Below are 15,063 nucleotides of genomic sequence, written 5' to 3'. Positions count from 1 at the left end.
ACCGGTAACCCACACGCAGACGCGGAGAGTGCAGATGCGACTGATCAGGTTGACCGCCGCACTGGTGGGGATCTCGCTCGCGATGGTGCCGGCAACGGCCGTCACCGCAGGTGGATCCGATGACCGACTGTCCTGGGGAGCCCGTCTGCTGGGCCGGCAGGCGCTGCCGGCGAACGACGGTTGGGCCGCCGCCGGACCGGGTACCACGGGCGGTTCCACCGCCGGTGCCGACCAGATCCACGTGGTCGACAGTCGGGCCGAACTGGTGGCCGCACTCGGTGGCGACAATGCCACCAACCGGAGCAACGCCACCCCGAAAATCATCTACGTCCAAGGTTCCATCGACGGTTTCGAAGCCGCCGACGGAACGCTGCTGGACTGCACCGACCTCGCCGACCCGGAATACACCCTGCCCGCCTATCTGGCCGCGTACGACCCGGCGGTCTGGGGACGGGTGGCGCCGAGCGGACCGCTGGAGGCGGCCCGGGTGCGCTCGGTCGCCAACCAGACCCGGCAGACCCAGATCAACGTCGGGCCGAACACCACCATCGTCGGGCTGAGGGGTGCGAAGCTCACCGGGCTGACCCTGATGCTCGACACCGCCAGCAACTCGATCGTCCGCAACCTCACCTTTGTCGACGCCCGGGACTGCTTCCCGGCGTGGGCGCCGACCGACGGCGAGGCCGGCAACTGGAACTCGCAGTTCGACCAGCTCTCGGTACGCCGCAGCGAGAACGTCTGGGTCGACCACAGCACCTTCACCGACGGCGACAACCCGGACTCGGCCCAACCGGTCTACTTCGGACGGCCGTACCAGGTGCACGACGGGTCGCTCGACATCACCCACACCGCCAGCCGGGTCACCGTCTCCTACAACCGGTTCACCGGCCGGGACAAGGTGATGCTGATCGGCTCGTCGAACACGGTCGGCCCGGACGTCGGCCGGCTCAACGTCACCCTGCACCACAACCTGTTCGCAGGTGACCTGCAACGACTGCCCCGAGTGCGGTTCGGCCAGGTCGACCTCTACAACAACCACTACCAGCTCGCCGGCCCGGACTTCCAGTACGCACTCGGCGTCGGCGTGCAGTCCGCCCTCTACGCGGAGAACAACTACTTCTCGCTGACCGGCGGGATCGCCGCCGAGGACCTGCTCTACGACTGGGGCGGCACCGCCGTCACCGAACGGGGCAGCTGGGTCCGTACCGGCGACGGCTGGCCGCGCCCGACCAGCCTGCTCGACGCGTACAACGCCAGCCACGACCCGGACCTGGGCGCGGACGCCGGCTGGACCCCCACCCTGCGCGCCGATCCGCCCCTGCCCACCGCGTTGGTGCCGCTCGCCGTCCAGCTCCTCGCCGGCGCCAACCGCATCCCCCTCTGACCCTTCGGAAGGAAGGGCCCCTTGTTAACGCATAGGGATGTGAAGGGGCCCTTCCTAACGCTTCAACCGCAACCCACCACCACCACCAGGAGGAGGCCCAGTGTGAAACCGATCCGCACCCGGGGACGACCGAGATGGCGGCTGCTCGCCGCCGCCGGTGTCGCCGGCACCCTCAGCGCCGTCGCGGTGACCTACGGGATGCCGTACGCGTTCGCCGACAGCCTGCTGTCGGACACCTTCGAGGACGGCAACTCCAACGGTTGGTCGAAGTCGGGCGGCAGTTGGTCCGTGGTGACCGACGGTTCGCTGGTCTACCGGCAGTCCGGGCAGAGCAGCGACGCCCGTACCCTGGTCGGCCAGACGACCTGGGCCGACTACGGCGTCCAGGCCCGGGTCAAGCCGACCGGCTTCAACGGCGCGAACCGGCATGTCGGGGTGGTCGCCCGCGCGCAGAGCAGCAGCAACTACTACGCCCTGGTGGTGACCAGCGGGGGCGCCGTACAGCTGATCAAGCGGGCCGGGGGTGACCCGGTCGCGCTCGGCACCGGCTCGGCGGCGGTGCCGGTCGGCAACTGGGCGACGCTGCGGCTGGACGCGGTCGGTAGCTCGCTGCGCGGGTACGTCAACGGCAACCTGGTGGTCCAGGCCACCGACAGCGGCTTCAGCTCCGGGCGGGCCGGCCTGGCCACCTCGTACGCCAGCGCCTCCTTCGACGACGTCGAGGTGGCGACGGTGACCGGCCCTCCGCCGACCACCGGGCCGACCACCGGGCCGACGCTGCCGCCGACCGAACCGCCGTTGGATCCGGGCGCACCGCCGATCGGGTTCGCTTCGGTCAATGCGCTCGGCCAGAACGGCACCACCGGTGGAGCCGGCGGGCCGACCGTCACCGTCGACACCCCGGCGGAGTTGCTCGCCGCGATCTCCCAGTCAGGCCCGTTGAACATCAGGGTCAGCGGCATGATCGCGCTGCCCGGTCCGATGCACGACGTGACCTCGGACAAGACCATCGTCGGTGTCGGTGCCAGTTCCGGGATCACCGGGGGCGGGCTCAACATCGGTCTGCCGGCCAGTGACGTGACCAGCCCGCCGGCCGATGCGGTGCACAACGTCATCGTCCGCAACCTGAACTTCCGCAACACCGTGGACGACGCGGTCAACGTGCAGATGTACTCGCACCACGTCTGGATCGACCACAACGACCTGTCGCTCGGCTACGACGGCCTGATCGACATCAAGCGGGGGGCCAGTTACGTCACGGTCTCCTGGAACCACACCCATCACCACACGAAGAACATGCTGCTCGGGCATGACGACAGCAACGCGGCGCAGGACACCGGTTACCTGAAGGTGACGTACCACAACAACTGGTTCGACCGTACGCCGCAGCGCAATCCCCGGGTCCGTTTCGGTGAGCCGGTGCACGTGTTCAACAACTACTTCGTCTACAACACCGACGTCGGTGTCGCCTGCCAGCTCAACTCGGGTTGTGTGGTCGAGGGGAACTACTTCGAGGACGTCGAGGTGCCCTGGTCGATCAGCTACGCGGGGTCGCGGGGCCGGCTGGTGGCGCGGAACAACGTACTCGCCGGCACGAGTGAGGCGGGCGACTCCGGTGGCACGGTGCAGGAGCCGAGCACCTACTACCGCTACAGCGTCGCAGACCCGAACACCATCAAGTCGGTGGTGATGGCCGGTTCCGGCACCGGCAAGATCGGCCTCTAGCTCCAGGCGCCACCAGTTCCGTCAGTCAGTGCCGCGCCGGGAGCGGGTACGGGCGAGTCAGCCCGGTTCTCCCGCACCCCTCCCGGCGTGACGTTCGATCCAGCCCGGCGCCCGGGCAGTGCCAGCCAGCCCTGGGCACTCCCGGCCCCAAGAGATCGACAAACATCGATCTATCTGTCTGACCTGGGCAGATAGGCACCGAGGAGGTTCCATGGAAACCACCGAAACCCGGCGAAGGCATCGCCGTGGTCTCCTGATCGCGCTCGGCGCCGCCGTCACCGCGGTCGCTCTCGCGCTCGGCATGGGCGCCACCGCCTACGCCGCCACCCTCTTTTCCGACGACTTCGAAGACGGCAACGCCACCGGCTGGACCGCCTCCGGCGGTAGCTGGTCGGTCGCCACCGACGGCTCCCGCGTCTACCGGCAGAGCGGCACCAGCAGCGACGCCCGTTCCATCGCCGGTACGACAAGCTGGTCCAACTATTCGGTCCAGGCGACCGTGAAACCGACCGCCTTCAACGGGTCCAACCGCTTCGTCGCGCTACTCGCCCGGGTGCAGAGCAGCACCAGCTACTACTACCTGGCGCTGCGCAGCAACAACACGGTCGAACTCAAGCGGCTCGCCGGCGGCTCCTCGACCACCCTCGACACGGCCAGCGTGTCGGTGAGCGTCGGCACCACCTACACGCTCCGGCTCGACGTCAACGGCAGCAGCCTCCGGGGGTACGTCAACGACACCCTGCTCGCCGAGGGCACCGACAGTCAGTACGCCACCGGCCGGATCGGCGTCGCCACCTTCAACGCCTCGGCGAACTTCGACAACGTGCTCGTCTCCTCCGGCGGCGCCGACCCGACACCGACGCCGACCAACCCGACACCGACCCCGACCACCCCGACGCCGACCCCGCCCGGCAACCCGGGTGGCAACGTCGCCGACGGCTGGGCCTCGGTCAACGCGTGGGGCCAGAACGGCACCACCGGCGGCGCGGGCGGCCCGACCGTCACCGTCACCAGCGCCTCCCAGTTCATCACCGAGGCGGCCTCGGCCGGACCGAAGATCATCCAGGTGAACGGCATGATCGCGCTGCCCGGCCCGATGCACGAGGTCAGCTCCGACAAGACCATCGTCGGGGTCGGGGCGAACTCCGGCTTCACCGGCGGCGGCCTCAACATCGGCCTGCCGATCGACAACGCCATCACCGCGCCGCCCGCGAACGCCGTACACAACGTCATCCTGCGGAACCTGAACTTCCGCGACTGGGCCGACGACGCGGTCAACGTGCAGATGTTCTCGCACCACATCTGGGTCGACCACAACACCTGGACCACCGGCGCCGACGGTGGCGTCGACGTCAAGCGCGGCTCGTCGTACGTGACCATCTCCTACAACCACGCCGACGGCACCGACAAGAACATGCTGCTCGGCCACGACGACGGCAACGCCGCCCAGGACGTCGGCCGGCTCAAGGTCAGCTACCACCACAACTTCTTCGACAACACCAACCAGCGCAACCCCCGGGTCCGCTTCGGCGACCAGGTGCACGTCTACAGCAACTACTACCTGAACACCGGAAACTACGGCGTCGCCGCCACCGAGGACTCCGGCGTCATCGTCGAAGGCAACTACTTCGAAGGCGTCGACGACCCGTACCACCTGGGTGAGGCATCCTCCGGGGACGGCCGCCTGGTCGCCCGGAACAACTGCTTCGTCGGCTCGGGCACCGGTCAGACCGGCGGCAGCGTCACCGACCCGCCGTACCCGTACACGATCGGCACCGCCTGCGACACCAAGGCCACCGTCCTCGCGCAGGCCGGGGTCGGCAAGGTCGGTGCGCCCGGCGGCCCGACCAATCCACCCACCACGCCCCCCGCGACCACCCCGCCACCCACCACGCCCCCGGCCACGACCCCACCGCCGACCAGCGGTCCGCAGACCGGCCTGATCGGCTGGGCCACCCAGAACGGCGGCACCACCGGTGGTGCCGGAGGCCAGACCGTCACGGTGACCGACGGGCAGGCGCTCGCCGACGCCCTGGAGTCGTCGTCACCGCTGACCATCCGAGTGCAGGGCTCGCTGAGTTTGCCGGACACCATGAACGACGTCCGGTCGAACAAGACCGTGCTCGGCGTCGGCAGCAACGCGACCCTGGACAACGGGCTGAACGTCAGCTCGGCGACGAACGTCATCATCCGTAACCTCACCTTCCGGGGCTGGGACGACGACGCGATCAACGTGCAGGGCTCGCGGAACGTCTGGATCGACCACAACACCTTCGACGGCGGGTACGACGGTGCGGTCGACGTCAAACGGGAGTCGGACTTCGTCACCGTCTCCTGGAACCGGGTCACGAACCACACCAAGAGCATGCTGCTCGGCCACGATGACGGGCACACCGCCGACATCGGCCACCTGCGGGTGACGTACCACCACAACTGGTTCGACGGCAGCCGGGAACGGCACCCGAGAGTCCGTTTCGGTGACCCGGTGCACGTGTTCAACAACTACTACTTCGGCGCCGACTACGGCGTCGCGTCCACCATGGGCGCGGGCGTGCTGGTCGAGGGGAACTACTTCGAGAACGTCACCCGGCCGACCGCCGTCGGCTACGCCGAATCGGACCCGGGCGACCTGGTCCAGCGGAACAACGTCTTCGTCAACTCCGGTGCCCCGGAGAGCGCCGGAGACGTCGCCGCCGTCCCGTACTCGTACGCGATGGACGCCGCCAACAGCGTGAAGTCCATCGTCACCGCAGGCGCGGGCGCCGGGCGGATCAACCCCTGACCCCAGGGAAACCACCATCATGCCGGCTCGGGTGGCGGCCGTGCGCCACCACCCGAGCCCCAGCCCCAGGAGGCAAGAAGAAGTGCACGCAGTGAAGAGAAGAAGCATCCGTCGCCGCGGTGTGCTGGTCGCGCTCGGCGCCGGCGCGGTCGCGGTGGTGATGGCCGTCGGCATGACGACGGCAGCCCAGGCCGCGACCCTGTTCTCGGACAACTTCAACGACGGCAACGCCGACGGCTGGTCCAAGTCGGGCGGCGACTGGTCGCTGGTGACCGACGGCACGTCCGCGTATCGGCAGGGCAACTCGGGCAGCGAACTGGCCCGGGCCTTCGCCGGCCAGACCAGTTGGACCGACTACCAGGTGCAGGCTCGGGTGAAGCCGCTGGCGTTCAACGGCTCGAACCGGGTGGTCGCGATCGGGTCCCGCTCCAACAGCGCGACCAGGATGTACCGGCTGGCGCTGATCAACAACGGCCGGGCCGAGTTGCAGGCGGTCAACGGCAGCTCGATCACGGTGATCGGGTCGGCGGCGGTCTCCGTCTCGACCGGCACCTGGTACACCCTGCGCCTGGAGGCGACCGGCAGCACCATCCGTGGGTTCGTCAACGGCTCCCAGATCGGCTCCGGCAGCAACAGCGCCCAGACCGCCGGCCGGATCGCCCTGGTCACCTCGTACGCCAGCGCGGTTTTCGACGACGTCAGCGTGGACAGCGGCGGCACCACGCCGCCGACCAACCCGCCGACCACCGGCCCGACCGCCGGTCCACCGACCACCCCGCCGACCACCGGACCGACCCTGCCCCCGCAGACGGGGCTGGTCGGCTGGGCCACCCAGAACGGCGGCACCACCGGTGGCGGCAGCGCGCCCTCCACGACCGTCTCCGACGCCGGTGCGTTGACCAGCGCGCTCGGCTCGACCAGCGCGGCGGTGATCCGGGTCTCCGGAAGCATCTCCTGCTCCGGCATGCTCCGGGTCCGGTCGAACAAGACCATTCTCGGCGTCGGTTCCGGTGCCACCATCAACGGCTGCGGATTCAACATCAACGGCGACCGCAACGTCATCATCCGCAACCTGAACTTCCGCGGCTGGGACGACGACGCCATCAACGTGCAGGAGTCGGCCACCAACATCTGGATCGACCACAACAGCTTCACCGACGGGTACGACGGCGCCGTCGACATCAAGCGCGGCTCCGACTTCGTCACCGTCTCCTGGAACCGGGTCTACGGCCACGACAAGAACATGCTGCTCGGCCACAGCGACGACAACGGCAGCCAGGACCGTGGCCACCTGCGGGTGAGCTACCACCACAACTGGTTCGACGGCACCACCCAGCGCAACCCCCGGGTCCGGTTCGCCAACCCGGTGCACGTGTACAACAACTACTACAACAACAACAGCGGCTACGGCGTCGCCTCCACCGAGGGTGCGGGTGTCCTGGTCGAGGGCAACTACTTCGAGAACGTGCCCGACCCGTACCACCTGGGTGAGGCCGACTCCGGCCCCGGCACCCTGGTCGCCCGGAACAACCACTTCGTCAACTCCGGCACCGGCCAGACCGGTGGCAGCGTGGCCAGCATCCCGTACTCGTACCAGCTCGACACCGCCAGCAACGTCAAGTCCATCGTGACGGCGGGTGCCGGCACCGGCCGCATCGGCCTGTAACGCAGTTAAGGAAGGGCCCCTTGTTAACGCATAGCGTTAACAAGGGGCCCTTCCTTAACTGCAACGCGGGGCGGACGTCAGCCCGCCCCGCGTCTTGTCGTAGGGACGTGCCCCGTTAGCTGGTCTGGCCCGCTGCGTTCACGATCCGGCCGGCCAGCCGGGTCAACATGACCTGGACATCGCCCTTCTTCACATGGATCGGTTCGCCGTGGACGGGGCCGGCGGGGGTGGTCTCGTCGGTGTTGAGGTCGATGTCCTTGGCGGCCACGGATCGGTAGCCGATGAACTCATGGCTGCCCGGGTCGAGGAGCAGATCCTCCTGCCGCCACCCGTCCTGAAGGCGGCCGACCGCCGTCGCCGTACGGCCGTCGATGTTGACCTGGCGCGGGGCCTGGTCGACACCGGGGATCAGGGCGGCCGCTCGCAGCAGCGCCGCCGTCACCGCGGGCGGGAGTAGGTTGTCGCGCAGGATCGTGGAGATCGCGTTGAACAGGCCGGTGTTCCGTTGCTCCTCGGTGTCCACGTTGAAGGGGCCCATCCTGGCCCGCAACCAGTCGAGCAGCGCGTGCGGATTCGTGGGCAGCCCGGCCAGCGTCGGATAGTCCGTCGGGGGGAAACGGGTCAGTCCCGGGGGCTCGTCGAAAATCTGGAGCGCCCCGTCAACGATCTCGGCGGCTTGCTTGCCGTCGGCCCGGCGCCACCGCTGCGTCGTCACCTCCGGCTTCAGCCCCTTGCTCCTGACGTCCGCGTCCGAGTTGACGACCCTGATCTCGACATAGGTCCACTGGTCGGGTCGCGGCGGCGTGAACGGCTGTGCCTCGGCGTACGCGGCAGCCAGCTCGAAGGTCACGGCCGCGGACCCGGACGCTCCGGACGGCTCGTCCGGCCCCTTGCCGAGGCCACCGACGGTGACGAGGCCGACCGCCAGGGCGGCTGCGGCCACCGTGGCGATGCCGGATCGCAACGTCCAGCCGCGCAGGCGCCAACCGCGAGCCTTGACCCGCTTCCGTACGGGCACCTCCGCGACGTCGGTCCGCGCGATCCTGGCCATCAGCGCCGCCCGCGCCCGGTCCTGCGCGTCCGGCGACGGCGGCTCGACCCCGTGCCAGCATTCACGCAGAATGGTGATGTTGTCGGTCATTCGAAATCCCTTCCAACTGCCGTAGGGTCAGCGCCACCCAGCGCGACCTGCAACCCCTTGCGTGCCCGATGGAGCCGTGAACGGACGGTGCCGGCCGGAATCTCCAGCGCGCGGGCAATTTCCTCACCTGTCAGGTCCGCCCAGGCGACCAGGAGCAGCACCTCCCGATCGGAGGGTGCGATCTCGTGCAGCGCCGCCGCGAGCCGACCGCGAACGGCCTCCGCGTCCAGCCGGATGGCGAGTTGGTCGGCGTCGCCGTCGAGGTTGGCGCCGGCCGTCGCGAGACGTTCCGCGCGGGCGAACGCCCGGTACCGCCGGGCCTCTGCCCGCTCGTGGCCGGCGATGAGATTGGACGCGATGCCGTACAGCCAGGGCCGGGCGCTGTCCTGGGCCGTGTCGTACCGCCGCCACTTGTCGAACGCGACCAGGAAGGTCTCCGCAGCCACGTCGTCGGCCAGGTCCCGCCCCAGCCGCCGGCTCGCGTATCCGTGGATCGCCGGGTAGTAACGATCGAAGATCGCCTCGAACGCGGCCGGATTCCCGTGCATCCGGCCGATGATCTCGGCATCGGTGACCTCCGCGGCGGTGCTCACGCCTTGTGTCACCACACCCATTAATTCTCCATTCGCGTCACACACCCCCGTACACGACGCGAGGGCTTGTCTCTACTCCGCCGATGGCGACAGGAGTGTTCGCGGGTGTGGCGGGGCGAGGCGGAGGCGTTCCCGCAAGTAGGCGGGCTCAGCTGGCTGACTGCCAGTGGGTCCGCAACCGTTCCCGGACGCCGAGAACCTACAGCTGTGGAGCGGAACGCATCGCCGTACGGCCGCGTCCGAGTCCTCAGACTGACGTGATGGGGGAAGCTGTCGTGGTGCAGCGACTTTCGTACCTGGCCCTGGTCATGGTGGTGCTTTCGGCCTGTGGCGGACCGGACACGTCAGACGCGCCAGACGTGGCCACCGCCGCCGCGGTTGAGGGGAGTTCGACGGCGATCGAGGACTGCGGGACGTTCGAACTGTCGCAGAAGAACGTCGACCTTCCCGAGGATGCCGCCACGTGCTTCATCGATGCCGCGCAGGCCGGGCGTCCGGCCCGCCTCAAGGTGACCAGGCCCACCACGGAAGGTGACCCGATCACCTCGGTGTACGAGGCGGGCGTTGACGGTGGAGTCGAGGTCGTCAGGGATTCCCGGCAGGACAGGTTCGGGGAACAGAACGTCAGCCGCCGGACCTGTACCGGGCCGGTTTCCAGGCGTGGGCTGATCGACTTCGCTCAGTGTTCCGAACCGACTCCGGTGGAGAGCTGACCACATGGCCGTACAACTGAGGTCGGTCCAGCGGCGGGACGTGCCGCGACTCGCCGTCCTGCTCGGGCAGTTGGGGTATCCGACCGACGAGGCGGCGGTGCACGAGCGCCTCGACTACTGGCTGGACGATGTGTCGAGCTGGCTGGTCGGCGCCGACGACGGCGGTGACCTGGTCGGCGTCGCCGCGCTGCACGTCATTCCGATGCTGGAGGTGACCGGCAGGTTCGGGCGGTTGGTGGCGTTGGTCGTCGACGACCGCTATCGGGGCCAGGGTGTCGGCTACGCGCTGGTCACGGCGGTCGAGCAACGCGCCCGCGAGGCCGGCTGCCTCCGCCTGGAGGTCACCAGCAGCCGGCACCGGGACCGGGCGCACGCGTTCTACCAGCGGCTGGGTTACGAGGACGCCAGCCCGTCCAAGGCCCGTTTCCTCAAGGACCTCGGCGGCTGACCGAAGGACCTCGGCGGCCGACCGAGGAGGCGGCGCCGGCCAGCCAGGTTACTGGGCACGCCTAACCGGTCGGTGTGGCACGTCCGTAGCGGACGGCCAGGGTCCGTAGGTGCTCGACGAGTTCGGGGGGCTCGGTGACGTCGAAGTCGACGCCGAGCAGGCCGAGGTACACCGCGAGCGTCTGCACGCTGTCCGCGCCGGTGTTCAGCACACAGGTGTGGTCGTCCAGCGCCTCCACCACACCAACCGCCGGGTTGATCCGCTCGGCCACCACCTCCGCGGGCGCGTACACCAGGACGCGGGACCGGTAGCGCCAGGCCGCAGCCGAGACACCCCGGGAGACGTACGCGGCGGCGCCTCCCTCCGGTGGATCGCGTGGCGGGAAACGCGGCCCGGTGGGCGTACGGGGCCGGATCCGGTCGACCCGGAACGTACGCCAGTCCTGCCGGTCGACGTCCCAGGCGAGCAGGTACCAGCGGCGTCCCCACGAGACCAGCCGGTACGGCTCGACCGCCCGGACGGCGCCGGTCCCGTCATGGGCCCGGTAGTCGAACCGGAGTCGTTCGGAGTCCCGGCAGGCCGCTACGAGCGTGGTCAGTACGGCCGGGTCGACCACCGGTCCGGGGCGGTCCGCCGGCACCGGCTCGGTGTACGTCTGCAACGCGTTGACCCGGGCCCGTAGTCGGGCCGGCAGCACCTGTTCGAGTTTGGTGAGCGCGCGTACCGACGACTCCTCGATGCCGGTGATGGTGCCACCGGCGGCCGTACGCAGGCCGACCGCCACGGCCACCGCCTCCTCGTCGTCGAGCAGCAGCGGCGGCATGGCGGCGCCCGCGCCGAGTCGGTAACCACCGTCGGTGCCCCGGCTGGCGTGCACGGGGTAGCCGAGTTCGCGCAGCCGGTCGATGTCGCGGCGTACGGTCCGTTCGCTCACCTGGAGCCGTTCGGCCAGCGCGGCGCCGGCCCAGTCCCGCCTGGCCTGCAACAACGACAGCAGACGTAGCAGCCGCGCCGAGGTCTCCAACATGTTCTGAGAGTCTGCCAGGGCTTCCGGACAGAAGCTGACCGGAAGGGTCCGTAGCGTTGTCGACATGAGCGAGAACACCGAGGTCAAGCCCTTCCGCATCGACATCCCGCAGGCCGACCTGGACGACCTCTCCGACCGGCTCGGCCGCACCCGCTGGCCGGACGAGATCCCGGACGCCGGCTGGGACTACGGCGTGCCGGTGGCGTACGTGCGCGAGCTCGCCGAGTACTGGCGCGACGGGTACGACTGGCGGGCCTGGGAGGCGAAAATCAACCAGTACCCGCAGTTCACCACCGAGGTCGACGGGCAGAACATCCACTTCCTGCACGTACGCTCCCCGCACGCCGACGCGCTGCCGCTGATCCTGACCCACGGCTGGCCCGGTTCGGTTGTGGAATACCTCAACGTGATCGAGCCGCTGACCAACCCGGTCGACGGGTCGCAGGCGTTCCACCTGGTGATCCCCTCGTTGCCCGGCTTCGGCTTCTCCGGTCCGACCCACGAGCGGGGCTGGAACCGTTACCGCACCGCGAGGGCGTGGGCGGAGCTGATGCGACGGCTCGGTTACGACCGGTTCGGCGCGGTCGGCAACGACGGTGGTTCGTTCGTCTCGCCCGAACTGGGCCGGATCGACCCGGAGCACGTGGTCGGCGTACACGTGACCCAGATCTTCTCGTTCCCGTCCGGCGACCCGGCCGAGTTCGCGAGGATCACGCCGGAGGACCAGAAGGCGCTGGAGAGGCTCCAGTGGTTCTACGACAACAAGATGTCGTTCAACGCCCTGCTCTCGCAGCAGCCGCAGACCCTGTCGTACGGGATCTTCGACTCGCCGGTCGGGCTGCTCGGCTGGAACGCGCAACTCTTCGGTGACGCCGCCGACGTGGACGCCGACTTCGTGCTGACCAACACGATGCTCTACTGGCTCACCGGCACCGCGACCTCGGCGACCCGGTTCTACTACGAGGACGCGAAGGCCGAGCACCCTACGGAGCCGACCACGGTGCCGATCGGGGTGGCGATGTTCGAGGGCGACTTCGTCTCCATGCGTACGTTCGCCGAGCGCGACCACCGCAACATCGTGCACTGGAAGTCGTACGGCCCCGGCGGCCACTACGCCGCGCACATCGCCCCGGACGTGCTCGCCGGGGACCTGCGCACCTTCTACGCCAAGCTGCGCTGACCGCCCGGACCTCGGCGCCGGTCACACGGTCCTGCTGAGCCCCGGTCCGGCATGATGTCCGGGTGAGCCTGACCGCGACCGGATCCGCCGGAGCCGCAGCAACAGCCGCAACCGCCGGGGGCGCCGGAGTCGCAGCCACGTCGGCGGCGGGTCGACAGCCCGCCGCCGTGCTGGAAGCGGTGTTGGAGCGGATCACGTACGCCAACGAGGAGACCGGCTACACGATCGCACGGGTGGCCACCGAACGCTCCGGCAACGACCTGCTCACCGTGGTCGGCGCGCTGCTCGGTGCGCAGCCCGGGGAGAGCCTGCGGCTGGTCGGGCGCTGGGGCTCGCACCCGAAGTACGGGCGGCAGTTCGAGGTGCACTCGTACACGACGGTGCTGCCGGCGACGATCCAGGGCATCGAGCGTTACCTCGGCTCGGGGCTGATCAAGGGGATCGGACCGAAGATGGCGGCCCGGATCGTGGAGCTGTTCGGGGCGGAGACCCTACGGATCATCGAGGAGGAGCCGGGGCGGCTGGTCGAGGTGCACGGGCTCGGCAAGAAACGTACCGCGATGATCGGCGCGGCCTGGGAGGAACAGAAGGCGATCAAGGAAGTAATGATCTTCCTTCAGGGCGTCGGAGTCTCCACCTCGCTGGCCGTACGGATCTACAAGAAGTACGGCGACAAGTCCGTCGCCGTGGTCCGCGACGAGCCGTACCGGCTGGCCGCCGACGTGTGGGGGATCGGCTTCAAGACCGCCGACACCATCGCCCAGGCCGTCGGCATCCCGCACGACAGCCCGCAACGGGTCCAGGCCGGCATCCAGTACACCCTCTCCGAGGCGACCGACAGCGGTCACTGTTACCTGCCCGAGCCGAACCTGGTCGCCGACGCCACCGAGATCCTCCAGGTCCCCGCCGACCTGGTCCGCACCTGCCTCGACACCCTGGTCACCGAGGAGGGCGTGGTACGCGAACAGGTGCCGAACCCGAGCACGGAGGGCGGGACCATTCCGGCGGTGTACCTGGTGCCGTTCCACCGGGCCGAGACCGCGCTCGCCAACAGCCTGCTCCGGCTACTCAACCACCGCAGTGACCGGATGCCGGCGTTCGCCGGGGTCGACTGGGACAGGGCGCTCGCCTGGTTGCGTACCAGAACCGGCGCCGACCTGGCCGAGGAGCAGGAACGGGCGGTCCGGCTCGCCCTCACCGCGAAGGTCGCCGTCCTCACCGGCGGACCCGGCTGCGGCAAGTCCTTCACGGTCAAGTCCATCATCGCGCTCGCCGCGGCGAAGCAGGCGAAGATCGTGCTGGCGGCGCCGACCGGGCGGGCCGCGAAACGGATGACCGAACTGACCGGGCACCCGGCCGCCACCGTGCACCGGCTGCTGCAACTGCGACCCGGCGGCGAACCGACCCACGACCGGGACAACCCGATCGACGCCGACCTGGTCGTGGTCGACGAGGCGTCGATGCTCGACCTGATCCTCGCCAACAAGCTGGTCAAGGCGGTGGCGCCGGGCGCGCACCTGCTGCTGGTCGGCGACGTGGACCAGTTGCCCTCGGTCGGTGCCGGCGAGGTGCTGCGCGACATCCTCGGCGCCGAGAGCATTCCCCGGGTACGCCTGACAAAGATCTTCCGGCAGGCCCAGGAGTCCGGGGTGGTGGTGAACGCTCACCGGATCAACGCGGGTCAGCCGCCCGCGATCGGCGAGTATCCCGACTTCTTCCTCTTCCCGGTAGACGAACCGGAGGAGACCGCGAAGCTGGTGGTGGACATCGTCGCCCGCCGCATCCCACGCAAGTTCAAGCTGCATCCGCGCGACATCCAGGTGCTCACCCCGATGCACCGGGGCCCGGCCGGCGCCGGCAACCTCAACACGATCCTCCAGGAGGCGCTCGCCCCGCACCGGGAGTCGATGCCGGAGCGGCGGCACGGGGCCAGGGTGTTCCGGGTCGGCGACAAGGTGATCCAGATCCGGAACAACTACGACAAGGGCAGGGCCGGGGTCTTCAACGGCACCGTCGGCGTGGTCACCGCGCTCAGCGGCGAAGACCGCCAGCTCACCGTCCGCACCGACGAGGACGAGGACCTGACGTACGACTTCGACGAGCTCGACGAGTTGCAGCACGCGTACGCGATCACGGTGCACCGCTCGCAGGGGAGTGAGTATCCGGCGGTGGTGGTGCCGGTGTCGATGAGTTCGTACACCATGTTGCAGCGCAACCTGCTCTACACGGCGGTCACCCGGGCGCGGAAGCTCGTCGTGCTGGCCGGTTCACGCAAGGCGATCGCGATCGCGGTCCGTACCGCCGGGACCGGGCGGCGCCACACCGCCCTGACCCACCGGCTGGTCTCCGCCGCACAGTGACAGGCCGAGGGGTGGCCCGCTCGCACGGACCGCCCCTCGACCTG

At 69.3% G+C, this 15,063-nt stretch carries 11 protein-coding genes; 8 read left to right on the top strand and 3 right to left on the bottom strand.

Going from position 1 to position 15,063, the window contains the following annotated elements:
• The first annotated feature begins 34 nt into the window (after window positions 1–34).
• From BDK92_RS16125 to BDK92_RS16110, 4 genes are all read left to right on the top strand, one after another.
• Entirely contained in the window at window positions 35–1,384 is a 1,350-nt protein-coding gene (locus BDK92_RS16125; protein WP_211349247.1) for a pectate lyase family protein, read from the top strand.
• Window positions 1,385–1,486: 102 nt separating this feature from the next.
• A complete protein-coding gene (locus tag BDK92_RS16120) occupies window positions 1,487–3,109 on the top strand; it encodes a pectate lyase family protein (RefSeq protein ID WP_246017065.1) in 1,623 nt (540 codons plus the stop codon).
• Window positions 3,110–3,320: 211 nt separating this feature from the next.
• Window positions 3,321–5,891 (top strand): pectate lyase family protein, encoded by a 2,571-nt coding sequence (locus BDK92_RS40330; protein ID WP_246017062.1) that lies wholly within the window; start codon window positions 3,321–3,323, stop codon window positions 5,889–5,891.
• A 160-nt stretch (window positions 5,892–6,051) separates the two neighbouring features.
• Window positions 6,052–7,557 (top strand): pectate lyase family protein, encoded by a 1,506-nt coding sequence (locus BDK92_RS16110; RefSeq protein WP_211349622.1) that lies wholly within the window; start codon window positions 6,052–6,054, stop codon window positions 7,555–7,557.
• 115 nt (window positions 7,558–7,672) lie between these two features.
• On the opposite strand, the gene BDK92_RS16105 is transcribed toward BDK92_RS16110, so the two are convergent.
• Both BDK92_RS16105 and BDK92_RS16100 read right to left on the bottom strand, forming a co-directional pair.
• Complete coding sequence (locus BDK92_RS16105; RefSeq protein WP_121157456.1) at window positions 7,673–8,698, bottom strand: CU044_5270 family protein; 1,026 nt, start codon at window positions 8,696–8,698, stop codon at window positions 7,673–7,675.
• The gene (locus BDK92_RS16100; RefSeq protein WP_246017059.1) at window positions 8,695–9,291 is read right to left on the bottom strand and encodes an RNA polymerase sigma factor; all 597 of its coding nucleotides are present in this window, start codon (window positions 9,289–9,291) and stop codon (window positions 8,695–8,697) included. The genes BDK92_RS16105 and BDK92_RS16100 overlap by 4 nt, the downstream gene beginning before the upstream one ends.
• A 260-nt stretch (window positions 9,292–9,551) precedes the next feature.
• On the opposite strand from BDK92_RS16100, the gene BDK92_RS16095 reads away from it, so the two are divergent.
• Together BDK92_RS16095 and BDK92_RS16090 are read left to right on the top strand one after the other, a co-directional pair.
• Window positions 9,552–10,004 (top strand): DUF4362 domain-containing protein, encoded by a 453-nt coding sequence (locus tag BDK92_RS16095; protein ID WP_121157454.1) that lies wholly within the window; start codon window positions 9,552–9,554, stop codon window positions 10,002–10,004.
• Between the two features lie 4 nt (window positions 10,005–10,008).
• Window positions 10,009–10,452, top strand: coding sequence for a GNAT family N-acetyltransferase (locus BDK92_RS16090; RefSeq protein ID WP_121157453.1), 444 nt, complete (start codon window positions 10,009–10,011; stop codon window positions 10,450–10,452).
• A gap of 61 nt (window positions 10,453–10,513) precedes the next feature.
• Here BDK92_RS16090 and BDK92_RS16085 read toward each other — a convergent pair whose 3' ends face one another.
• Window positions 10,514–11,479, bottom strand: a complete 966-nt coding sequence (locus BDK92_RS16085) for a helix-turn-helix transcriptional regulator (RefSeq protein WP_121162228.1) — start codon at window positions 11,477–11,479, stop codon at window positions 10,514–10,516.
• A gap of 64 nt (window positions 11,480–11,543) precedes the next feature.
• On the opposite strand from BDK92_RS16085, the gene BDK92_RS16080 reads away from it, so the two are divergent.
• Both BDK92_RS16080 and recD2 read left to right on the top strand, forming a co-directional pair.
• Window positions 11,544–12,659, top strand: a complete 1,116-nt coding sequence (locus BDK92_RS16080) for an epoxide hydrolase family protein (protein WP_121157452.1) — start codon at window positions 11,544–11,546, stop codon at window positions 12,657–12,659.
• Window positions 12,660–12,727: 68 nt separating this feature from the next.
• Window positions 12,728–15,019 carry an SF1B family DNA helicase RecD2 gene (recD2, locus tag BDK92_RS16075; protein ID WP_425462306.1) on the top strand — a complete coding sequence of 764 codons (2,292 nt, stop codon included), beginning with the start codon at window positions 12,728–12,730 and terminating at the stop codon, window positions 15,017–15,019.
• Window positions 15,020–15,063: the final 44 nt, after the last annotated feature.

It is taken from the genome of Micromonospora pisi (assembly GCF_003633685.1).
GTDB classification, from domain to species: Bacteria; Actinomycetota; Actinomycetes; order Mycobacteriales; family Micromonosporaceae; genus Micromonospora_G; species Micromonospora_G pisi.
Note: the sequence above shows the minus strand (reverse complement) of the source record. Positions and strands in the feature narration are given on the sequence as shown.